At 34.6% G+C, this 24324-nt stretch carries 18 protein-coding genes and 1 pseudogene; 8 read left to right on the forward strand and 11 right to left on the reverse strand.

Annotation, left to right across the window (positions count from 1 at the left end; translation table 11 throughout):
- Nucleotides 1-66: 66 nt before the first annotated feature.
- The 5 genes from asnS to RDN22_RS02390 are packed head-to-tail and all read right to left on the reverse strand — an operon-like array spanning nucleotide 67 to nucleotide 11815.
- Nucleotides 67-1365, reverse strand: a complete 1299-nt coding sequence (gene asnS, locus RDN22_RS02370) for an asparagine--tRNA ligase (protein ID WP_308555537.1) — start codon at nucleotides 1363-1365, stop codon at nucleotides 67-69.
- Between the two features lie 54 nt (nucleotides 1366-1419).
- Nucleotides 1420-1917 (reverse strand): hypothetical protein, encoded by a 498-nt coding sequence (locus RDN22_RS02375; RefSeq protein WP_308555539.1) that lies wholly within the window; start codon nucleotides 1915-1917, stop codon nucleotides 1420-1422.
- Nucleotides 1918-1923: 6 nt separating this feature from the next.
- A complete protein-coding gene (locus tag RDN22_RS02380) occupies nucleotides 1924-4689 on the reverse strand; it encodes a helicase C-terminal domain-containing protein (protein ID WP_308555541.1) in 2766 nt (921 codons plus the stop codon).
- Between the two features lie 20 nt (nucleotides 4690-4709).
- Nucleotides 4710-8330, reverse strand: coding sequence for a helicase-exonuclease AddAB subunit AddA (gene addA, locus RDN22_RS02385; protein WP_308555543.1), 3621 nt, complete (start codon nucleotides 8328-8330; stop codon nucleotides 4710-4712).
- A gap of 2 nt (nucleotides 8331-8332) precedes the next feature.
- On the reverse strand, nucleotides 8333-11815 hold the full coding sequence (locus RDN22_RS02390; RefSeq protein ID WP_308555545.1) for a PD-(D/E)XK nuclease family protein: 3483 nt from the start codon (nucleotides 11813-11815) through the stop codon (nucleotides 8333-8335).
- 81 nt (nucleotides 11816-11896) lie between these two features.
- Here RDN22_RS02390 and mvk point away from each other — a divergent pair, with 81 nt between their 5' ends.
- From mvk to fni, 4 genes are read left to right on the forward strand one after another with little or no spacing between them, the layout of a single operon-like run.
- Nucleotides 11897-12805 carry a mevalonate kinase gene (gene mvk, locus RDN22_RS02395; protein WP_308555547.1) on the forward strand — a complete coding sequence of 303 codons (909 nt, stop codon included), beginning with the start codon at nucleotides 11897-11899 and terminating at the stop codon, nucleotides 12803-12805.
- Complete coding sequence (mvaD, locus tag RDN22_RS02400; protein ID WP_308555548.1) at nucleotides 12805-13770, forward strand: diphosphomevalonate decarboxylase; 966 nt, start codon at nucleotides 12805-12807, stop codon at nucleotides 13768-13770. Before mvk ends, mvaD begins: the two co-directional genes overlap by 1 nt.
- Before the next feature lie 40 nt (nucleotides 13771-13810).
- Entirely contained in the window at nucleotides 13811-14893 is a 1083-nt protein-coding gene (locus RDN22_RS02405; RefSeq protein ID WP_308555550.1) for a phosphomevalonate kinase, read from the forward strand.
- A 12-nt stretch (nucleotides 14894-14905) separates the two neighbouring features.
- Entirely contained in the window at nucleotides 14906-15922 is a 1017-nt protein-coding gene (gene fni / locus RDN22_RS02410) for a type 2 isopentenyl-diphosphate Delta-isomerase (RefSeq protein WP_308555552.1), read from the forward strand.
- On the opposite strand, the gene RDN22_RS02415 is transcribed toward fni, so the two are convergent.
- Entirely contained in the window at nucleotides 15919-16758 is an 840-nt protein-coding gene (locus RDN22_RS02415; protein ID WP_308555554.1) for a MurR/RpiR family transcriptional regulator, read from the reverse strand. The two genes, fni and RDN22_RS02415, sit on opposite strands and share 4 nt — an antisense overlap.
- Nucleotides 16759-16898: 140 nt before the next feature.
- Between RDN22_RS02415 and RDN22_RS02420 the strand changes: the two genes are divergently transcribed.
- Nucleotides 16899-17597: a ribose-5-phosphate isomerase A gene (locus RDN22_RS02420; protein WP_308555556.1), complete on the forward strand. Its 699-nt coding sequence runs from the start codon at nucleotides 16899-16901 to the stop codon at nucleotides 17595-17597.
- Nucleotides 17594-18583 (forward strand): Gfo/Idh/MocA family oxidoreductase, encoded by a 990-nt coding sequence (locus RDN22_RS02425; RefSeq protein ID WP_308555558.1) that lies wholly within the window; start codon nucleotides 17594-17596, stop codon nucleotides 18581-18583. Before RDN22_RS02420 ends, RDN22_RS02425 begins: the two co-directional genes overlap by 4 nt.
- A gap of 66 nt (nucleotides 18584-18649) precedes the next feature.
- Here the strand turns inward: RDN22_RS02425 and RDN22_RS02430 are convergent.
- The 4 genes and pseudogenes from RDN22_RS02430 to RDN22_RS02445 form a co-directional block, all read right to left on the reverse strand.
- Nucleotides 18650-19442, reverse strand: a pseudogene (locus RDN22_RS02430) (Cof-type HAD-IIB family hydrolase).
- A complete protein-coding gene (locus tag RDN22_RS02435; RefSeq protein ID WP_308555560.1) occupies nucleotides 19439-20821 on the reverse strand; it encodes an RsmF rRNA methyltransferase first C-terminal domain-containing protein in 1383 nt (460 codons plus the stop codon). The pseudogene RDN22_RS02430 and the gene RDN22_RS02435 overlap by 4 nt, the downstream one beginning before the upstream one ends.
- Nucleotides 20796-21779: a hypothetical protein gene (locus tag RDN22_RS02440; protein WP_308555562.1), complete on the reverse strand. Its 984-nt coding sequence runs from the start codon at nucleotides 21777-21779 to the stop codon at nucleotides 20796-20798. Before RDN22_RS02440 ends, RDN22_RS02435 begins: the two co-directional genes overlap by 26 nt.
- Nucleotides 21769-22521, reverse strand: a complete 753-nt coding sequence (locus tag RDN22_RS02445; RefSeq protein ID WP_308555564.1) for an SAM-dependent methyltransferase — start codon at nucleotides 22519-22521, stop codon at nucleotides 21769-21771. The genes RDN22_RS02440 and RDN22_RS02445 overlap by 11 nt, the downstream gene beginning before the upstream one ends.
- Nucleotides 22522-22609: 88 nt before the next feature.
- Here RDN22_RS02445 and lepB point away from each other — a divergent pair, with 88 nt between their 5' ends.
- Together lepB and RDN22_RS02455 are read left to right on the forward strand one after the other, a co-directional pair.
- Nucleotides 22610-23176 (forward strand): signal peptidase I, encoded by a 567-nt coding sequence (gene lepB, locus RDN22_RS02450; protein ID WP_308555566.1) that lies wholly within the window; start codon nucleotides 22610-22612, stop codon nucleotides 23174-23176.
- A 63-nt stretch (nucleotides 23177-23239) separates the two neighbouring features.
- A complete protein-coding gene (locus RDN22_RS02455; protein WP_308555567.1) occupies nucleotides 23240-23431 on the forward strand; it encodes an LBP_cg2779 family protein in 192 nt (63 codons plus the stop codon).
- A 54-nt stretch (nucleotides 23432-23485) separates the two neighbouring features.
- Here RDN22_RS02455 and RDN22_RS02460 read toward each other — a convergent pair whose 3' ends face one another.
- The gene (locus tag RDN22_RS02460) at nucleotides 23486-24244 is read right to left on the reverse strand and encodes a hypothetical protein (protein ID WP_308555571.1); all 759 of its coding nucleotides are present in this window, start codon (nucleotides 24242-24244) and stop codon (nucleotides 23486-23488) included.
- Nucleotides 24245-24324 lie beyond the last annotated feature (80 nt).

Raw genomic sequence — 24324 nt, forward strand, 5'->3', positions numbered from 1 at the left:
CAAAAACAAAAGTTGAACTAACAAATAGTCCAACTTTTGTTTAAATATTTAATTGTCAAATGCTAATTAAGGTTGCATTCTGTTAATCAATCTTGGGAATGGAATTGCTTCACGAATGTGGTCAAGGTGACAAACCCAAGCAATAGTACGTTCAAATCCCATACCGAAACCAGAGTGAGGTACACCACCGAATTTACGCAAGTCAAGGTACCATTGGTAATCTTCAAGGTTAAGACCTGCATCCAAAATTTGTTGCTTCAAAACTTCGTAATTACCTTCACGTTCTGAACCACCAAAGATTTCACCATAACCTTCTGGTGCAATAACATCAGCACATAAGTATTCCTTAGGATTGTCAGGATTCTTCTTCATGTAAAATGGTTTGATAGAAGTTGGATAGTTAACGATAAAGACAGGACGATCGTATTGTTCAGAGATGTATCCTTCATCAGGTGCTCCGAAGTCATCGCCCCACTTGAAGTCTCGACCAGCATCTTGAAGCATCTTTACAGTATCATCATATGGAAGACGAGTAAAGTTACCTTCAGTAGTTGGACGAAGTTTTTCTGGATCTCTACCTAAAATCTTAAGTTCGTATTCGTTCTTATCCAATACTTGCTTAACCATGTAAGCCAAGTATCTTTCTTGGAGATCAAGAGATTCATCTTGGTGCATCCAAGCCATTTCTGGTTCCATCATCCAGAATTCAGTCATGTGACGGCGACCCTTTGATTCTTCAGCTCTAAATGTTGGGCCAAAAGTAAAGATCTTGCCGTATGCCATAGCACCAGCTTCACCGTATAATTGACCAGATTGTGATAAATATGCATCGTGGTCAAAGTAATCAACGTGGAATAATTGAGTAGTGCCTTCTGGAGCTGAGTGCATGAAAATTGGGGCATCAAACTTAATGAAGCCTTCCTTTTCAAAGAAGTCTACAGTAGCCTTAAACATAGTGTTTCTAATTTGCATAATTGCAAATGGCTTCTTTGATCTTAACCATAAGTGACGGTGGTCAAGTAAGAAGTCAACACCGTGTTCCTTATTACCAATTGGGTAACCTTCGTTGTTTGAAACTACCTTTAAATCAGTAATTTGAATTTCATAGCCAAAGTGAGAACGTGCATCTTCGTGAACAGTACCAGTAATGTAGAAACTTGCTTCTTGTCTAAGTGACTTAGCAGCTTCAAAAACTTCATCTGATACGTCGTTCTTACGAACTACCCCTTGGAAAAATGCAGTACCATCACGTAATTGCAAAAAGATAATCTTTCCGCTTGATCGTTTATCTGTAAGCCAAACATGCATCTTTACTTCTTCATCAACATGTTTGGAAGAATCTTTAATTGAAATCAATTCTGTCATAAAATTCCTATCCACCTTTTTATCATTTATACAATGTCCATAATACCAAAGTTTCTACAAATTATCGACTTCTGAGATATCATTTCCATTTTTAAATTCATATAAAGTATAACCTAGGTTGCCATTTTGCTTTTTATAAGCAACTTCCCAAACAGCTTCACCTTTGTACCAACCCAGATTGATATGATTAATTGTAGCATCCGAATGAGAAGATTTAAACTTATTTTTAATATTAGCTTCACTTACGCCTCTTTTAGCAGGATATAAGTAAGCTTTTTTAGAATTAGGCAAATAAATGAAGTAGTATCCTTTGCCTTTCTTATTTGTACCATTGATCGCATAACTACTTGTACCGCGATCCAAATGATAATACTTAGAGATATTAGTAATTGGAGTCTTGCTTTTAGCTAATTCAGCTATTCTTTGATCATTACCTCTACTTTTAGAACCTGCATAGTAAAAAATTGCAATACTTGCAAAAAAGGCAATAATAATCAAACCAATTACCCATGCTACAAATTTAATCGTTTGCCTTGTATCGTCTTGTATCATAACTATTTATTTCTTAACTTCTTTTCGCGTAACTTTTTCCACTTTTACAGGAATAGCCTTTAAAAATGCATCCCCATAATTCTTAGTCCATATCCTCGGATCCAAGATAACGAATTGACCATGATCATCTTCACCACGAATTAAGCGTCCCATTCCTTGTCTAAAGCGAATAATCGCACGAGGAAGGCTATCTTTTTCAAAGACGTTAATTCCCTGGTCCTCTAATTTCTTTTGCCTCAGGCGCACTTCAGGCTGATCTGGAGACTCAAATGGAAGACGTGCAGCAAACACAGTATCAATGCCGCAATCATGAAAGTCGATTCCTTCCCAGAAACTATCAGCTCCTATAATAATTGCTTTTTTAGCAATCACAAATCTTTTGGCAATTCGATTATTAGAACCTGACATCCCTTGAGCTAAAATCTCAAAGTCTTTTAATTCTGGTGCATTTAAGATTTCAGTAAAAACATCGTGAATTTTATCAAGATTGGTCATTAAAACTAATACATGATTTTTATCTGCCAAGTCATTGATCATAATCTGAGCAATATCTTTTTGATAATCTTCACTATCAGGATTAGGCATATTAACTACAGCAAAAGCTTCTAAATGTTTATCCATATTAAAAGTACTCTTACCGATATACTTAACTAAATTCATCTTGCCTAAAGCCAATTGACTGATTGCGTAATCAAAATTATGATTGCTAGTCAACGTAGCACTAACAAATGCAATATGGTTAAAACGACTATAAATCTGATTAAGAACATCACTTGCATCAAGCATTAACCAGTCTAAGTTTGTACTCAATGGGTCTTCTGGATTGGTGATCATTAGAATAAAACCATCTTGTGCTAAATTCTTTTGGTCAGATAATAAATCTGCTAATTGATAGCCTTTTTCAGAATAATAATCCAGACGATCAATTTGCTCAGTAATTTCACTTACCAATGCTTCAACATTTGCTAGCATTCGCTCTTGTTCATGATAAAGTTCAAATAGAATTTGGTTAGTCAATTCTCTAACTTCTTCCAGTTTCTGTTGGAACTTAGGTAATATTTGTTTAAATTGACTATCTTGATTAAACAATCCTTTACCTTGAAAACTAAGCTCAAGTGTTCCATTAGGTAAGTTAACTTTGTTAATAGCATTATCAAATTGTGCATATAACTGCTTCTGCAGTTCATTAATAAAGTTAATCAATTCCAAAATCTTAGGATCAAGCCTAGTCAATAAAGAATTGAGTTGCACATTATCATTAAACTGATTCTCTACACTATCATTTGAATAATATAGCAAATTACGCAAATGACTTAATACACCCCAAAGGGCTTCAAAACGCATTGAATCATTTCGAGAACTAATTACATTATCTGTAAAACGATGTGCCTCATCAATTACTAAATAAGGATTCTGACCCCAAATTGTATCCATATAATGGTTAGCTAAGTATGCGTGATTAGTAACTAGGATATCCGCTTCTTCTTGTTTACGCCGAGCTAAATTCCAAAAATCAACTTCCGCAAAACGGCTACCTACACGTGCATCCCCAGGATGTTGGATCTGGGCAAATAATGGTGCATTGTAATTAGTTAAATTTAACTCGTCTAAATCACCTGTTTTAGTTTTCGTTAACCAAACTAAAATCTGCATTTGTAAAATTAACGTTGGCTTATTAGGTGTCCCTTGAAAGATTGTTTGAACAAATCCATCTAGGTCAAGATACCGACTACTTGACTTAACCACTTCAGCTTTTAAATCAAGCTTAGTTACCTTTAACAACTGAGGAATTTCTCTTTCCATTATTTGCTCTTGCAAGACCTTAGTCGGAGTAGCAATTACTAATTTTCTTCCAGAATAAAGCTGGTAAGCATAGGCAAATAAATAAGAAAATGTCTTACCTGTCCCGTTAGGTGCTTCTACTAACATTGCCATTTTTTCAGGATTATTAATAAACTGATGCAAGTGATTAATTAAATCAACTTGAGCTCTACGGAAATGCAACTTTCCTTTAAACATCTTCCGTTTATCATTATCATTTTGCGGAAAGACACCATTTTCACCATGACTTTCAAAGTGATCAGTTTGCTTTTGCAAAATAATATTGCGCACTTGCATATATTCTGAAGGAAGAGGTCTTTTTTCTTGTCTCAAATTATCTGCAATTGTAGTAATCACCCATGATGTATCACGAATTAATCCATGTGACAAAGAGCTTAACGTATTAAGCGTTGCCTGAGGCAATGTCTCAAGCTGCTTAATAATTTTAATTAATAATACAGCTGTCCCATAAGCATCAGAATCAGCCTTATGAGGGTTTAAATGCTTAATTTCAAGCTGTGCAGTTAAATCACTTAGCTTATATGATGGCAATGTTGGAAAAGCAATTTTAGCCAATTCAACCGTATCAATTGCCTTATTAGTTAATGCATCATAGCCATGTTGCGTTAATTCATAATTCAAAAATGGCAAGTCAAAATCAACATTATGAGCTACAAATACAGTATCTTTTAGGATATCAATTATTTTAGGCGCATAAAAATCGAAATCTTTTTGTTTTTGCACATCTTCATTACTAATCCCAGTTAAATTAACAACAGATTGTGGTATTTCACGATGAGGATTAATCATAAAAGAATAGGTCTTAACAACTTGAAGATTTTTAATAATTGCACATCCAAATTGAATAATATGATGACCATTTTCTCGTTGAGTTCCTGTAGTTTCTAGATCAACTACAGCAAAAGTATCATTTGAAAATATTTTTGCCATCCTGCTCCTCCCTTCTTTGTTTACTTAACTTCTACTGCTTGTTTAGCATCAAGCAAGATTGAATACTTTCCTATTACTTTCTTAGTACTAAATTCATTTATTGCTCGTTCATACAAACGAAGCTGTCCGGTATACTTCTCTTTTAACAAATCGATTGATTTATCTAAATGCGATTTGTCAACATGATCAGTTTTGTAGTCAAACAAAATAATACCATTATTTGTAATAAAATAGCCATCAATCGTACCATGAACCAAAATTTTTGCATTCGCATCACTAAAATCATCAAATAAGGTTTTAGCAGAAAGCAGACTAGAAAAATCAACTTCTCGTTTTAAGTTCTCTGGCTTTTGCCAAAACTCTTTAGCAAATTCGCTATGAACAAACCACTCAATTTGATCTTTCTTAAGGCTAGAAACAATATCAGCATTTAGCTTTTTTTGATCAATCAATTGCTGAATTTCTTGATCAAGCTGCTCTTCACTTCCATTGCCTGTATAGTCATAATATTGCAAAATCAAGTGCGTTGCTGTACCAATCTCTGCTCCGGTAAATTTAGTTTGATACAAAAAGCTTGGCTTAGTATCAATCGGTTGTAAATATCGATTGGTTGAAGCTAATAAGTGTGAATTCTCTAATTCTGCTTCATCTGGATCATTGAAAGCTTTCTTAATTTCAGAAACGGCTTGATAAGCAGTAGTCGCACTTGCATCTTTAAATGGATAATCAAATTGATAAAGCTTCTCAGTAGTTTCTGTCAGCTTCTTAATTTCTGCTTCGCCATCTTCATGCTTTTCTTTATCTTCACCAATAAAACTATCTGTATTTAGATCCTCATCTGAAAAATCAACAAATAAAATTGGCTGGCTTTGGTCAAGTGAATTAGTAATATCAGTGATTCTCATAGCTACATGACGATCAAAGGCCAGGGCAGGTCCCATAAAGCTCAACGGAGTTGTAGCAGATAATTTATCTGCTAGTGACAATTGTCCTTGTCGATCCAGTTTAGTAGACCATTCTTTGACCTTTTTATCAAAACTAGGGATATCACCAACTAAAATCAATTTTTGCTTGGCTCTCGTTAAAGCAACATAAAGAACACGTGCTTCTTCTTCAAGCAGTTGCCTTTTCTTAGTTATATTACCCATTGCCTTAACCAATGAATCAATTCGGTAATGTTCTTCTCTTAAAGTAACACCCAAACTTTCAGCATTAATGACATAATTGCCATTTAAGTCTCTTAATTGATACTGATGGTGCATCCCTAAATAAAAGACTATTGGAAACTCCAACCCTTTAGAACCGTGAATTGTCATTAACCTTACTGCGTTTCCAGCTTCTTTAGTCAAAAGCGGCTGGGCTAAATCCTTTTGGCTTTGACGCATTCTGTTAATGAAGTTAATAAATTGATAAAGTCCTTTAAAGCCTGCACTCTCATAAGAAGTGGCTCTTTCATAAAGTGCTTCTAGGTTAACGCGGCGCTGTTCCCCGTTAGGCAAGGCAGTCATGATTTCCAAAAGATTGGTTCTCGTATAAATACTCCAAATCAATTCAGAAATACGATGCGTAGTAGCAAAATCACGCAGTGATGCTAATTGATTTAAAAAGTCTTTACACTTATCGCTGAGTTCATCCCCCACACCAACATATGAAGTAAGTGCACTATAAAAGCTGCTGTTCTTACTCTTAATTCGAATCTTAGCCAAATCCTTTTCGCCAAAATTAAACAATGGTGATCGTAAAACAGTAACCAGAGGAATATCTTGATCAGGATTATCGATAATTTTCAGATAATTCATAATCACAGTTAATTCAAAAGTTTGGAAGTAATTCTCGGCATCCGTTACAAAAAGAGGCACATCTTGCTTAGCGAATTCCTGCATAATCTCCAAATTATCGCTGTGACTTCTAGTCAAAATAGCAATATCGCTGTATCTCATCTCGCGCATTTGTCCGCTTTTACTGTCAAAGACTTGCATATGCTCTTTTTTTAATTGCTTAATTCGAGCTAAAACCATTTGAATTTCTGAAAAATCGACCTTATCGCTGTCTTCTTTTTCTCCTCTTTCTTTTTTGTGAATTATTACTTCACTTGCTTTAGGCAAATTATCTGGATAATAACTAGCTCCAAATACTAATTGACCTTCTTTTTGGTAATCAATCCCACCAAAATTAGAACTCAGAATGCTATCAAACAAATGATTTACAGTACGAGTAACAGGCTCAGTTGATCTAAAGTTATCAGAAAGTAAAATTCGTTCTTCGTGTTCATTCTCTTTTTGAGCAAAATCATGATATTTTCTTAAGAACAAACTTGGTTCAGCTTGTCTAAAACCGTAAATAGACTGCTTTACGTCCCCAACCATAAACAAGGTATTTTTACCAGTTTTTCTAACCTGTTGGATAATGTTTTCCTGTAAAGCGTTAATATCCTGATATTCATCAACCAAGATTTCTTTAAATTTATTTTGATAAAACTCTCTAGCCATCTGTGAGCTAGAAGTATCCTGACTAAGAATTCGATATGCTAATTGCTCCATATCGCTGTAATCTATTAAATTCTCGTCACGCTTTAATTTATTAAAGCGATCGATCAAAGCTATTTCAGCTTGAGCAATTGCAGAGACAACCTTCTGACCATCATGCATTACTTTTACTTGTTCTTTTTCATCAGTTGCATAAAAAGCAGTAAAGGCATCAAAAACTTGGCTTTTAGCTTCATCTTTTAGTTTTTGTAAATCGCTATAAAATTCTAAAATGTCTTCGTCCCATTTATTAGATTTACGATAGCGACCTGTAAAAATGCAAGAGCGCAACAAGTCTCTTTGCTCATCATAGGCCTTATCAGAAGTCAGTGCTGCTAAAAAATTATGCAAATTTTGTGCAAATAAGCTGAAGTCTTCTCTAACTTTTTTCAGCTCTTTAGTTTCAAAAATAGTCTCTTCTAAATATTTGTTAATCTTATCTTCTAATTCAGTAAAACTATCTAACAAATATGGCTTAATCTGCTTCTGCCATAACTGTGACTGGGTAATTTCGCTGCCTGTTTCATATATTTGGGGTAATTGTTTTAACCAGCTAAGATATTCAGGCTTAGCCATCGCATAGTTGTAAAGATCCAATAATAAATCTCGAGGACTATTTGCATCCCTATCACCAGCAAAATTATCATAAAAACTTCTAAAATTAGAGTCTTGCTTAGTTAAAAATTCTCCTTCAACCTCACGCAAAGCACGCTCTTTCAATAAAGCAGCTTGCGTTTCATCAGTAAGAATTTGAAAACTAGGATCTAAATCTACTGAATAATAGAAACGGTGAATCACTTCAAGACAAAATGCATCAATAGTTGAGATATTTGCAGTATCAACTTGATTCAATTGTTCTCTTAAATATCTACGATTAACCCCAGGCTTAGTCAATTCCTTTGTTAAAGCATTTTTTATTCTCGTCTTCATTTCTTCGGCAGCAGCCTTAGTAAACGTAACAACCAGTAATTCACTTACTTGTGTTCCTGCCAAAATTTCTCTTAAGACCCGCTCAACCAAGACAGTAGTTTTACCACTACCAGCTGAAGCCGAAACTAAAATGTCGTGTCCGCGATCATTAATCGCCTTTTCCTGCTCTTTAGTAAATTGTGGCAAAATTAGTCCTCTCTTCCTAATCGCTCTTTAATTTTAGTTAAAAGATCTTTCTTCTTCATGTTGCTAATTTCATGGTATTGATTCTGTCTAAGCATAGCATCAAAGAAAAAGATGTCTTTAAAGTCTGAGTAAGTCAGAGCACTTTGCGACTTACCATATTTATATGGATTCAAGCTGATCTTGCCTGAAAGAATTTGACTTGATGCCTCTTTGATTAGATATTCATCGTATTCCAAAAGCAATTTGATTTCATCTTCACTAAAATTACGATTTGCGGGCAAACTAAAGCCGCCCCTAGCCTTAGTTTTAACCCCAGAATAAAGCTCAGAAGCTTGGCTAACGCTTCCATTTAGTAATGGTTCAGCCTCTGTCAAAATATCTGGATCATTACTGATAATTCCGTTATACATTAATTTAGGCTTACTATCTGTTGCAGCTTGCTTAAGATTCATAGAACCATCAATCAATTTATTACTGTTTAATCGTTCCAGTTGTCTAGTAACTGTCTGATAAAATGCTCCTAATAATGATAATTGATCATCCCCAGCAAAGAATTGACCATTATTAGCTAAAACATCCAGATAAGAAATCATTTGCAGTGAAATCCCATTATAGAACATCCCCAAATCAAACTTTTTAGCAGAAGATTTATAGTCAATAACTTGTGCTAATACCTGATCTTTATCTGCAAATTTAGCTAAATCTACACGGTCCATTTTTCCGCGCAAATCAACTCGGTGATTACCTGATAAATCTGGCACACCAAAACTTAATCCTTTAAGACGCTCACCTACACCAAAACTTAATTCAGAATACTTAGCTCTAAGCGGTGTTTTTGTTAGTGATCTGCGCCAATTATGAGCTACCTTAGATGTTGTATGATCTAAGCACTTAAATAAATACTGATTGAAAGGATCATTCATTAGCTGTGCATATTTTCCTTCATCTTTCATGACCTCTCTAACAGAATTAAGCATATTTTCTAGTTCAATACTATTAAGATCTGCCAAATCAAGATGTTGCTTATTAAGCTGCTTTACCAGACGATCAAAAGTTTCATGGAAATAGTTACCCACTTGAATGACATCAAATTCATTTTCAAAACGACGCCGCAGCTTTAATCCATAAGTTAAGAAGTACTCATACGAATTTTCATAAAAAGTTTCCAGCTGTGATACTGATGAATTCAGATTTTCACCATATAACTTGGTAGCAAGTTCTTGACCAATATCTTCTGGTTGATTGTCAAATTGACTGGCATCTAAAACAGACTTTGTTTTTTCTGGCAATACTTTTTGTGTAAATTGAAGCAATTTAGTTACTGCAGAAGACTTAGCTAATGAATTCAGATAAGCTAAATATCCTAAACTAGCATCTGCATTAGTAATAAACGACAATAAATCCTGCAATTTTTCTGGTAAATCATGCTGTTCAAATTCTTGAGCACCATAATCACTGAGCCGTTTGTAATAAATAGAAGGATCCAGCGTTTCATTTGAGGCATTTAATACAGGATACGACACATATACACGATCCTGTGCTAAAGCAAGTGATAATCCAAATTGATAGTTTTGATCCAAATTATTTAGTTGTTGGTTATCTTCCAAATATGAATCGGAACTAAAGCTGTTTTGCAGTTGAGTCAAGTTTTCAGTGGTTAAAAAGCCTGGCATTTTTTGAATAGCAGGTAAATTACCGCTAGTAGCACCAATAATGAAAACTTGCTTGTATCCGCTAGTTTGAACCATTCCAATTTCAGATAAGTTAACTGCATCAAGCGTTGAAGGAATTTGCGAAAAATTAGCTTCTTTAAATGCATTAATCAGCATGTTAAAGAATTCGTCCATATTAAATTTTTCAGGATTGATCATTAAATAGTCACTAAGCAGTTGAATTAACAAATCCCATAATTGCTCTGGCTGTTGAGCTTGTTGCAGATCGCCAGCTTCATTAGCATCATCACGCCATTTTTCTAGTCTTGCAGCTATGCCATTTTCAGTTAAAAAGTCGAAAAAGATGGTTAATGCCTTTTGACTGTTTTCTTCTTGGGATAATTTTTCAAATAAGTTAGTTACTTTATCAACTAAATATCCACGCAATTGATCAATCTTAGCGACTTCCTCATCCATTTTGTCTAGTCGAATAACTTCAGCATCCACAAAATCAGAGAACTTTTTACGCCACAAACCATGGTTAATACCGTGAGCTAACACAAAATTTTCTAGTTCATCAACATCATGAATGTATTCGGCTTCTTCTTTATACCACGATGGAATAAGCAAATGTGTTTTTAAAATAGCTAACATGCTAGAAGTTGTAAAAGGATTAGCCTTTAAATCATGCAAATTAAACAGGTTTTCGATCAACACAACCAAAGGGTGGTATTTCATTTCCTGCTGCAAGTCATTGAAGAATGGAATCTTATTTTGTCGTAAAATTGGCGTTAAATAAGTTTCATATTCCTTTAAATCCGGCGCTAAAATCAAAAAATCATGATAACGATAATTGCTCAAAGCCACTTGCTGATAAATAGTTCGTGCTACAAAATATGCTTCCGCATAACGTGAATCTGCTTTAATAAGTTGCACTTGATTCAATTCATCAGTTTTTGAAATTGCCTCGGTCCACAAACTATTTAAAGTTTCGCGCTTAGTAGGTTTGGGTGAAAGTGGATAATTTTCAACCGTATAATCCATTTTTCTTTCTTGTAAAAATGAAGTAAATCGGTCGATCGTTTGCTGGATTACGTAATCATAGTCACCTTCCTCAGCTTGCGGATTAATATCACCTAATCTAGTTTTAAAAGCTAACACTACATTCTTAGCCTTACGCATCAACAATTTAATAGTTAAGGTTTCTTGCAATGAAAAATGCGAAAAATCGCAGAAATAAAAGCTGGCATTGTCCAAAGCCTTACTTTTAGCTAAAATCTCATTCAATTGAACTTGAACTTCATTTTTAGTTGAAAATTTACCAGCTATTTCTTTAATGAAAGCATCGTAAATTATGCGTAAGTCATGAACTTTGCTTTTAGTTTCTTGATCTAGACTATCTTTATCAATATCATCCAAGTTCACATTGCCATCATAAATTTGCAAAATAGTGCTATATAACTGATTGATCAATCCAGTATTTGAATTCTCAAAAATTGTCAGCTTATCTTTTTCTTGTTCTACAATATGCGTCAATAGCATTGCACTAGCTGCATCATCTAGCTGTATTGGCAACCCCTGCTCTGCATCTTTTAAGAAAAACCAAGCAAGACGAGAAAAAGAAAGAACGTGCAAATTTTTTACTGCTGTCTCACTTTGATTTTTACTGATTGCAAGTTTATTAATTGCCCTAACTTCTGTGGTAAACTTAATATGATTAGGAACAATGATAAAAGTTTGTTTTTCTGGATGCTGCTGATAATTTTGCACTGCTTCTTCCAGAATTTTTTCTTGTAATGGGTCGGTTTGTCTTCCTGTTAGAATTTTGATCATTTGTTCGTACTCCTTGTTTAATATTTTAGCATAACAAGGTTTTAACTTTTATTAAATCTATTTTAAGGATGATTGAATATAATGAAGTGTAGTTTTTTAGCTCATGGAAAAGTAATTATTATCGGTGAACATTCTGTCGTTTATGGCTATGACGCTTTAGCAATGCCAATTAAAGCTTTGCATATTAAAACCACGGTTGAAGATTCCGATCAAATGTGGATGGACACTGCACGCTATCATGGTCCCTTTTTTGATGCACCAGATGAATATGATGGCCTTAAATATGTAGTCAAAACCATGCGTGAAAAAGCAAATAGTACGCAACCTTTAAAAATCACTTACACAGGTGAAATTCCTATGGAACGTGGCTTTGGCTCAAGCGCTACAGTTGCACTTGGCACAACAAGAGCTTTAAACAAATTTTTCGATTTAAACTTAACAGAACAAGAAATTATGGCAGTTACTAACCATGCTGAAATGATTAATCATGGTAAGGCATCTGGCCTTGATGCTGCTACTGTTAATTCAGATTACGTAGTCTTTTTCAATAAAAAGATTGGGCCTAAGATGCTCAAAGCTAAATTAGGAGCCACTCTTTTAATTATGGATACAGGACAATTGGGCAATACCAAAAAAGCTGTAACTCAAGTAAGATCATTATTAGATCAATCTGAAACAGCTCAAAAGAATATGAAGCGTTTAGGCGAATTAGCTGATATAACTAAGCAAGCTTGGCTTGATCAAGATGTTCCAACAGTAGGCAAAGTGTTTAACGAAGCACAAGAAATTTTGCATTCTTTCAATATCTCTACAGACAAGATTGATCAATTGCAAAAAATCGCCCTAGCAAATGGAGCTTTAGGATTTAAACTTTCTGGTGGCGGTTTAGGTGGTATTACCATCACCTTATGTGAAAACAAAGAAATTGCCAATAATATAGCAGACAAGTGTAAAGATATCATTAGCAACAGCTGGATCGAGGAAATTTAATGACAAAAACTGCACGAGCACATACAAATATTGCCTTAATCAAATACTGGGGTAAAAAAGACGCTACTTTAAGAATTCCATTAATGTCAAGTTTATCAATGACGCTTGATGCTTTTTATACTGATACTTCTATTGAAAAAGCTAAAGATTCAAGTGAATTCTATTTGAATGGTAAAAAGCAATCTATTACTGACAGTCAGCGTGTTTTTAACTACATCAAAATGTTGCAACATAAATTTAATCTTGAAGAAGAAAATTTAGTAATTAAGTCTATTAACCATGTACCAACTTCTGCTGGTCTTGCTTCTTCAAGCTCTGCTTTTGCAGCACTTGCCGCAGCTTTTTGTGCCTACTATAATATTGACGCAGATAAAACTTTGTTATCGCGTTTAGCCAGAATCGGCTCAGGCTCTGCCAGTCGTTCTATTTTTGGTGGATTTTCTATTTGGCAAAAAGGCGACTCAGATGAGAGCTCTTATGCATATGCTTTAGATGAAGATCCAAAAATGGATTTACAACTTTTAGCAGTTGAATTAGACACTAAGCAAAAAAAGATTTCATCAACTCGCGGAATGAAGGATGCTCAATCTTCCCCATTTTTCAAGCCATGGATTGCACGCAACGAACTTGAATTAAACAAGATGATTGAAGCAATAAAAAATAATGATTTCACTGCCTTAGGTGAATTAGCTGAACTTAACGCTAATGAGATGCACGCGATTAACTTAACTGCACAACCAGAGTTTACTTATTTTGAACCGGATACCATTCGCGCTATAAAATTAATAGAAAATTTACGTGAACATGGAATCGAATGCTACTATACTATTGATGCTGGTCCAAATATTAAAGTACTCTGCCAATTAAGAAATAGAAAAGAAATTATTGAAAACTTTGAGTCAGAATTCAATAATGTTAATATAGTGAGTGCAAGTTTTGGTCCCGGAGTTACTTATTTGGACTAATTTGTACATATAAAGTTTTAGATTCGAGGATTTAGTTCTTTTGATAACAGAAAAAGCACCTGGAAAGTTATATATTGCCGGAGAATATGCAGTTTTAGAGCAGGATTGTCCTGCCGTTTTGGTTGCAGTGAATCAATTTGTACGCGTTTCAATTACGAAAAGCAAAACTTCTACTGGATTAATTCACTCTAAGCAATACTCACAAGATTCTATCCATTGGGTTCGTCAAGGCTCCAAGATGGTAATTGACAACCGTGATAATCCATTTGAGTATATTTTGTCTGCAATCTCTTTTACAGAACAATACTGCATTGAACAAAACATTAAGATGAAAGTATATGATCTGCATGTTAATTCAGATTTGGATTCTGCCGACGGTAAAAAATATGGTTTAGGCTCTAGTGCTGCCGTTACAGTAGCCACTGTTAAAGCTATTTTGCATTTTTATGGCGTAAAAATGAGCAATGAGCTTGTTTATAAGCTCTCAGCTATCTCCCACTATTCTGTTCAAGGTAATGGTTCTGCAGGAGATATTGCTGCTAGTGTCTACGGCGGCTGGTTAGCTTACCAAACCTTTGATAAGCCTTGGCTTAAACATGAACTTGATAAAAAGACTTTGTCTGAAGTAGTTAATGAAGCTTGGCCTGGTTTAAAGATTCAATTGCTCAATCCACCTAAGGATATGAAATTGATGATTGGTTGGAGTCAAAAACCAGCTTCTACTTCTCGCTTAGTTGATGAAACTAATGCTAATAAAGCTGCTTTAAATATGGAATACAAGAATTTCTTAGCTGATTCCAGAGCATGTGTTCTAAAGATGATCGCTGATTTTGAAGCAAACGATATTTCATTAATTAAAAAGCAAATTCGTGCTAACCGTAAGTTATTACAACACTTTGCTAAAATTAACCAAATCGCTATTGAAATTCCTCGTTTGACTCAATTAATCAAAATTGCGGAAGACTTTGGCGGAGCTGCTAAGACTTCTGGTGCAGGTAATGGTGACTGCGGTATCGTGATCACCGACTCTAATACTGATGTTGCTGCTCTCGAAAGTGAATGGCGTCATAATGGCATCTTACCTCTTAATTTTAGAGTGCACCAAATTAGTCTAGCTCACTAATGGAGAAACTACATGTCAATTAGATCTGAAAGAAAAGAAGAACATCTGAAATTAGCTCAGATGTTTTTTAATGAGAAAAAATATAATAGCTTTGATCAACTGCATTTACTTCGCCCTGCTTTGCCCGAAACCAAAGTTGATACAAAAATATTAGGAGTAGAAATGTTCAAAAAACGCGTTTCTGCGCCTTTTTTTATCAATGCAATGACCGGTGGCTCACAAAAATCCAAAGTTGTTAATCAAGCTTTAGGTCACGTAGCTGCTAAAGAAAATATCGCCTTAGCCCTAGGATCAGCAAGTATTCTTACTAAAGAAAAAAATCAGTTAGATAGCTTTTATGTAGCTAGAAATGAAGATCCTGATGGTGTTTTACTGGTTAATATTAATCCAGAAACACCTGTTAATGCTGCTAAGCAAATCATTCAAGAATTACAAGCAGATGCATTGCAGATTCATCTCAATACTGTTCAAGAAATTGCCATGCCTGAAGGCGATCGAAATTTCTTATGGCTAAACCATATTAAAGAAATGCGCGAGCAAATTGATCTTCCAATTATCATTAAAGAAGTTGGTTTTGGACTAGATCAAAAGACAATTAATACCCTAAAAAACATTGGTATTCAATACTTTGACGTTGCTGGTAGCGGTGGTACAAATTTTGCTCAGATTGAAAATGCCCGTAATTCAAGAGACGTTTCATATCTAGAAGACATTGGTATCCCTACTGTTATTTCGGCTTTAATGGCAAAAAAAGAAGACGTCAACTTTATCGTCTCAGGCGGTGTACGCAATCCTTTAGATGTTTTAAAAGGATTGGCACTTGGTGGACAATACGTTGGCATCTCTAATGTCTTTTTACAAGAATATAACCAAAATGGCACTGATGGACTAGAACAACTCATCTCTTCTTGGAAAGATGAATTAGCTGCTTTAATTGCAATTTATGGGCAACATAGCTTAGCATCTGTACCTCAAATCAAAAAATATTACGATTTACCTTTAAAGAGTCAAATCGATCAACTGCTTTAAATTTTTTGACTAGAAATGATCTCTTCATGTCTTTTGATATGTTCTATTCGTTCATCATCTTGTGAGATCAATAATAAGAAAATTGCTTCAATCATGGTAAACGCTGCTACTCTTGAGAAGTAATACTGCGTTTGTAAAACTGTTTGTCTTACTGCTGTTTGCAAATGATAATCTGCCTCTAAAGCGATAGGTGAATCGGCTCTATTAGTAATCGCAATTACTTTAATTCCCTGTTTTTTAGCAACTTTAATTTGTTTAAGCAATGCGGCAGATTCGCCGGAATTAGAAATCACCAGTAGACAGTCTTGATCAGTCAAATTCATACTTTGAGCAATTGCAGTTTCGACATTGCCGCCTGAAGCCATCGCAAAAATGCCAATTTGATTAAATTTATAAACAGCGTCCTCAGCTACAGGATATGTATCCCCTTCCGCTGAAACCTGAACTATCTTGCTAGTAGTTAATAAGTCGAGTACTTTCTTTAATACGTGACTATCAACATTAGTTAAAGTAGCCTCTATTTCTGCTACTTTATTATTGCTTATCTGCTTTAATGCAGCTTGTAAGTCATCCTTTACAATTTCTTGTAAAGAATGGCTTTTTTCATTGCCAGAAACTTGAGCTAATTGAATCTTTAGATCATGAAAGCCTGTTAAGCCAAGATTATGACAAAAACGCGTCACTGATGCACCACTAACTGCAGCATTTTGAGCCAATTCAGAAATGGTACTATTTACAATCTTTTCTGGATCAGCCAATACTTGTTTAGCAATTTTCTGATCACTTTGCGACATGGCTGGTAATTCGCTATAAATTCTATCGATTATTGTTGTCATGTTGTTCACTTCCTAGTTAAAAGTATATCATGTGTAAATTATTTTCACATTTATTTTAAAAATGTAAATATTTTTATTGACTGTAAATCGGTTTCAGTATAATATTATTCATGTAAATTAATTACACAAATAATTACTTAATGAAATTTATTTACGAGGTGATTCTTATTACTACGATAAGTGAATTAGCTTTAAGCAAAATTAAACCTAGAATGACTGTTAGTTTAGGTGGCGGTCACAATGTATTTAATCTTGCTCAAGCTATTAAAAAAGCAAAGCCAAATATTCAGCTTTGCTCTCCTTCTGAATTAACTAGACTAAATTGCCAAGCTATCGGATTAAAAGTCGATTCATTAAATGACACTGATCATATTGATTTAGCTTTTGATGGTTGTGACAGCGTTGATTATAATTTCGATGCTTTAAAAAGTGGCGGCGGCATCCATCTATATGAAAAAATAGCAGCTCAAATGAGCGATGAATATATATTGCTATTACCTGCCGAAAGAATTACTAAAGAATTATCTAGTAAAGTCCCATTGTGTATTGAGGTTGCACCGCCAGCAGTAAGACAAGTAATCAAAGCTGGTGAAGCTATGGAATTAAAGATGCAAATTCGCCAAGGAGAAAAAGTAGCATCCCTTGCTAGAAGTCCACAAGGCAATTTACTCGTTGATGCTTTTACCAGCACATGGAACGATATAGATAATCTGGTTTTAAAACTTAATAACAAAAATGGTGTGGTAGCTACATCCTATTTCAAAAACTTAGTTACCTCACTAATTACTACAGATAAACAAAATAATGCAATTGAAATAAAGAAAGGTGAACTAAAATGACAAAATATAATTGGGGAATGATTGGTACTGGTTGGATCGCACATGAGATGGCTGATGCTTTAAATGCTGTTAATGGCGAAGTTTATGCTGCTACAAATGCTAACGAAGAAATGCTTAAAAAATTCGCTGAAGAAAAGCACGTCAAGAAAATTTATACTGATCCTGATGAAATGATCGCCGATCCTAATATCGACATTATTTACATCGCTACTCCTCACACCTTCCACTATGACTACATTAAGAAAGCTTTAAACGCAGGCAAGCATGTCTTTTGTGAAAAAGCTATTACTGTTAACGCACGTCAATTTGATGAAGTAGAAAAATTGGCTAAAGAAAAAGGTTTAATTTTAACCGAAGGCTTTACTCTTTACCACATGCCAATTTACAAGAAAGTTACTGATTTAATTAAATCCGGCAAATTAGGTAAGATTAAGATGATCCAAGTTAACTTTGGTAGTTTGAAGGATTACGATCCTAAGAACCGCTTCTTCAACAAAGATTTAGCCGGTGGTGCTTTACTTGATATTGGTGGCTACGCTACTGCTTTTGCTAGAACATTTTTAGATGAAAGTCCTGAAAGCATTTTAACTACTGTTAAGTTCTTTGAAACTGGTGTTGATGAACAATCAGGTATTATCATGAAAAATACTAAGGACCAAATGGTCGTTATGGCATTATCAATGAGAGCTAAGCAACCTAAACGGGGTGTAGTTTCTGGTACCAAGGGTTATGTTGAAATTAACCAATATCCTCGTGCTACAGAAGCTGACATCACTTATACTGCCAGTGCTCATGAAGAAACACATGAAAAGCTCACTGCTGGTGACAGTGACAAGGCTTTACAATACGAAGTTGCTGACATGCAAAGATATATTGATCAAGGTCATGATGATGGTCAATTACAAATGTCCCACGACATTGCTCATATTTTGACTAGTGTAAGAACTTCATGGGGTATGAGATATCCTTTTGACGATGAAAAATAATTAGTCGCAGTAAATCAAAAAGACAGATGCAAATGCATCTGTCTTTTTAACATAATCTAAAATATTTTAAGCTAAATCAAGCAAGCGTAAAATTTCTTTTTGCACTGCACTCTCATTAACTTGACCCAATAATTTGGTCAGCCGCCATCTTGGCTTCTTTTAACGCTGTAGATGTCGCATAACTACGTCCAGCATATTTAAGCATCCCTACATCATTGCCACTGTCACCAAAGGCAACCATTTCACTTGGTTTTATACCTAATTTCTTACTCAAATATTCCAGCCCAACTGCTTTATTCATACCCTTTGTTTGCATATCAATGGAATCAGCTGCACCAGATACAAAACCAATTTCAGGATATTTCTGTTTTAATTGCCCTAACACAATTGGCATTTCATCTTCTGGAACAGTTAAACTGATCTTGAAAATACGATCATCAATTTCATCAAATGAGTCAACCGTTTCTAAATGCTCCACATACTTTTTCATTTCTTGGATATAAGCTGGATCGTTGCTCTTTTTAATGTATGCACTGACTAATCCCATGACAATTGCAGGATAATGATATTCATCTGTAATCTTAAGCAGAGCTTGATATAATTCATCGCTTAAAGCATCAACATGTAAAATTTGTCTTCCCTTAGCTACCAAAGCACCATTTTCTGCCACAAAATAAATTTGATCTACTACATCAGGAAAACGCGTCATTAAATTAGCATATTGATTACCACTAGCTACTACGAACTTAATGTCCTGCTTGCGCATTTCTTCAAATTCACGCTTAAAGATTTCACGATCATAATCTTTAGCATCATTAAGCCATGTACCATCCATATCTGTTGCAATTAATTTGATCATTTTCTCAACCCTTTTGGATAAAAATTCTTCAATACTTGATTACCAGCAATTTTACCAAAACTAAAAATCATGTCTTTGTAGCTCACTAAAACAAATCCACGCAAATCACTGTTCACTTTAATAGTTTCACCATGCAAATAGTCCTGATACTCTTTATCATTAACTAAATCAATAACTCGCTCTTGTTTAACTTGACCTAATACTTCAGCTAATTGATGACCTGGCTCGAATCTCTTTTTCTTTAAAACACCGAATTCAACACCATTATTTAAAATATGAAGTTTAGTCTTGCCATTAAATTCGATAGCAGGCACAAAAACATGGTCATTACTTACTAAAGCCTTTTTACGCCAATCTGCCAACTCTTCTGGTAAATTAAATTGATCTACTACTTCACCAACTAGTTCTTGTTCGTTTTTATTCAAACGTAAAGCAGTACGCTTATTTTTCTTGTTTTTACGTTTTTTTTCAGCTACTTGTTTAACCTGACCAGGCTTTTGCAAAATTGCCGCAAATTGTCCCTCGCCAACGCCGTCTTGTGGCCAAAAGCGTAGTGTTTTCTTTAAATCAGAATTGTCATTGCCCCATTCTGGATGTCCTGCACTAATTCGCTCATCCTTTATTTGACTATCTAAAATAGAAAAGCCATATTCCTTAGTTAACCAATCGACAATCTTTTCATCTTCTTCTGGCGCAAACGTACAAGTTGAATAAACTAAGCGACCACCAGGCTTAAGCATCTTTACTGCTTCATTTAAAATTGTCTTTTGTCTCTCACTACAAGTTAAAACATAATCTTGTGACCAATATTCAATTGCTTCAGGATTTTTTCTAAACATCCCTTCCCCACTACATGGTGCATCAACTAAAATCACATCGAAGAATTCAGGGAAAGCTAATGAAAGGTTCTCTGGTGATTCATTAGTAACTAGCGCATTACTAATGCCCCAGCGTTCTACATTTTCACGCAATATTTTGGCTCTTGAAGTTGAAATTTCATTAGCAACAAGCAAACCCTTATTTTTTAATTGCTCACCTAAAGCAGTAGTCTTACCACCTGGAGCAGCGCAGAGATCTAAAACATTTTCTCCTGGTTTAACAGTGCTGATTGCTGCAGGAAACATAGCAGCTGGATCTTGGGAATACACATAGCCACTAACCCATTCCGGATCATCGCCGCTAATTTCACCATAATAAGCATGATCAATTTCAGGTACTTGATCATCCAAACTGTATGAAATATTAGTCTTGTTCTTCAAAGTATTAACCCTAAATGCTTTTTTGCTATTTTCATTTAGCGCAGAAAACATAGCTTCTGCCTGTTGATCGCCAAGTAATTTACGATATTTTTCTTTAAAGTCTTGTGGTAGATTTAACAATTTTTCTATCCTTTCTCCTTAAACGATAAATCGTTATGCAGAATGCAATTACGAAGATAATCCATGCACTTATTAATGTAATAATCAATGTGCTGTGTGCAGAATAAAAGGCATGATATCTTAAAAAGAAGTACGTAAAGATACCTAAGACGCCTTCTATCATAAATAAGCGTACGCTTTGATTGATCATCCAGTTACGCAACAAATCCCCGTGCAAGTGCGTTAATTTAGCTTGTCGCTTAATCAAAATAGCTAATAATACATTGCTACCAATACCAACTAATGCAGCAACAATTAACATTAAAACATCCGGTACAATTGACCAACGATCACGGTGATGTTCTTTTACAAAAGAAGGGACATGTAATTGGGCATGATAATGTTTAGCGATTTTATTAATCACATTAGGTGCGCCATCAACTACTATCCGATAGTTTTTCAACTGATCTTGAGCAGTAGGTTGATCAATCCCAGTACTTAAATAATACTTATCCATTTCTACCTGAGGATAATCTTTAAACTCACCAATTACTGAATAATAATTTTGCCCCCACACAACGTACTTATTATTTTGGACTTCTAATAAATTAACCTTAGTTGCTGGACCTAATACTGCAAAAGAAACTTTTCCTTTAAAGTCATCTGGAGAAAAGTAGCGTCCCTCTTCTGTAGGCAAACTCTTAACTGTATGATTTGCCCACACCAAAACCTGCTTTTTCTCATAGTTGCTATCAAGGTGTAATTGCAACTGGTGATTTGCATAATTTTTATCTAAATAGCGCAAAAATGAACTAATCTTTTGTTTACTGTTAGTTCTAAAATAGCGCGTATTATTTGTTAATCCATGTGCTTCAAGTAACTCATCCGCATGACCTGAATCAATATTAGATAGCATTGTTCCCATTCCTAAGAATGCTAATAGCGGAATGATAAGTAAAATAATTTTTTTAAAGTTCATTATCTATTTCAAATATCCGTTCATCAATAAAATCAAAATTCTGAAATGAATGATTTATTTCAGCTAATTCCGGTGTCTTTTTAAACCAATGACGATCCCAAAATTCTCGTGAATTTGTTGCCCCGTCTTGTTCTCCTATAAACAATAAGTGACTTGATTTATTATACTTCTGCCAAGCACTAACTGCTTTCATATCGCTTTGACCAAAATTAGGTGCCCAAGAACATAAAATCAAATCAACGTCGCGATACTTTTCTATTGCCTGAGTAGCTGGCATATCTAGCACCTTATGAAATGGCTGTGAGCCTGTCTTTGACGTCTTAGCCCATTCTAATGAATCTGTACTAATTGTCTTTATACCTACTTCTTCAAGCGCCTCAGACCAATAAGCATTTCCTGCCATGATCTCCAGTGCCTTTTTAACCCCAAGCTTTTCTTTAATTAAGCGTGCAGTTTGAAGATTAGCAATAGACCAAATTCCATATTCTAAAGATAAATACTGCCGGCAATTATTAAACAAATTATTAATTGCTGTTAATGCACTACGTTTATCTTCCCCAATTTCTGCCAATACATCTTCAAACTGATCTGGCAATAAACCTAATTCAGCTGGAGCTTGAGGCAGTGGCTTCTTATTTCTGATATAGCTATCAATTTGTCTTATTTCATTAACTTGACGATGAATAATAGTGCTATTTAATTCTTGATCAAGTTGATTAATCTTAGTTATATATTCTGTCATATCTTTATACCTACTTAATGATTTTAACATTCAAAGCTCTAGAAATCAGTTATAATAAAAACAGTAGGCATTATTAAGGAGACTTTTTATGGCAGAAAATACCAAGAGAAAAAATGATGACGAGAGCATTGGTCGTTTTGTTATCGACATCATTATTATGTTTGCAATTTTGATGGGAATTTACTACTTTATTTTTAGTTTTTTCCTGTCCAATGAAACGGTCTCAGGTCCATCAATGCAACCCACTTTTGAAAATGGTGACCGTTTGATTGCGGTACGTCATTTCACTCCTAAACGAAACGATATCGTAATCTTAAAGGCGCCAGATCAAAAAGGTGCGCTTTATATTAAGCGGTTAATCGGTATGCCCGGCGATATGGTTACCTCAAAGAATGATAAGCTTTATATCAATGGCAAGCGTACTCCTGAACCTTATTTAAATAATAAATACGAAAAACAAGCGCACAAAGTTGGTGAACTTTATACTAATAACTTTACTTTAAAAAGGCGAGTGCCAAAAAATGAATACTTTGTAATGGGTGATCACAGAGATGTTTCAAAGGATTCACGATATTTCGGCTTTGTTAAACGAAGTGCTCTTGTCGGTCGAGTTGTCTTTCGTTATTGGCCATTCAACCAATGGAAAACATTTTAATTAATTAAAAATTTTATTTTTGCAGGCAGTTTGATTAAAATGAAGATGTAAGGAGAAATTATTATGAATGAGCAACAAGAAGAATTAACCAATGCAATTATCGATTTTCAAGTAAAGCATCATGTAAATGATACTGATTTAGCTTTTGCTAGTCACCTTTCAGTTGAAAAAGTACATGCTATGAAGACAGGTGAAGGTTCATTTACTGCTGAAGAAGTTAACCAGCTTTATGATTACATGTCTGCCAATGCTTAAGTAATATAGATATAAGAAAAAACGTCTCATTTTTCAAGAAATGAGGCGTTTTTCTTATCTATTCACAATTTTAGGTTCAACCCATTTTTTAACAAATAATATATCGCATAAACAAAATACTAAGTCGATTACAAATAATCCAATATCGTCTAACCAAATTGGATCATATGTCTGAAGTGCTCTATTAGAATCAACTAAATTTTGCAAATGAGAAAAGAAAATTGAACCGACATATACAGCAATAATTACTAAAATTGCCATAATCAATAGTCTAATCCATAAAGTACTTTTCACGGGCAACTCATCTGAAATAACCCTTGAAGCAAAATTAGTAAAACTAACAAAGAAATAGATAAACAAGATGATTAATACTATAAAAATCCAGTAGAAAATGAACGACGTTTCAGTACTTGAATATACGTCAGGAAAATACCGAGGATACAAGCCAAATTGACTAAAGGCTTCAGATATAGCATTAGCTCCCATGGTAGGAATAAGCAAAAACACGTTAACGATTTGTTGCAATAAGAAGTAAACGCCACATGCTATCAAACTACTGAAAGTATTAGCTAGATATGTTTTTCCTTCGTCTATTGCAGCCAAATGCCAAGTTTGACTCATATTAATTTTTTCATTTTGCCAACAAGTAATTGTACAAAAAGCAAAATCAAAATATATGGTTAAACTGGCCATATTATAGCGCCAAAAGTCACTTAAACTATGTGCTGTTGGACTCGCATTCAATAAAATCAAGCTATAATCTCTTGTTACCAGAGCAAATAATGAGACAAATAAAATCGTAAATAAATTAATGGCAAAGAGTAGATTGAAGTGAGACCCAAAAGTTAGACACTTTTGGGTCTTTTATTATGACTAAATTTAATAAAGAACAA

This window comes from uncultured Lactobacillus sp., from assembly GCF_902491705.1.
GTDB lineage: Bacteria > Bacillota > Bacilli > Lactobacillales > Lactobacillaceae > Lactobacillus.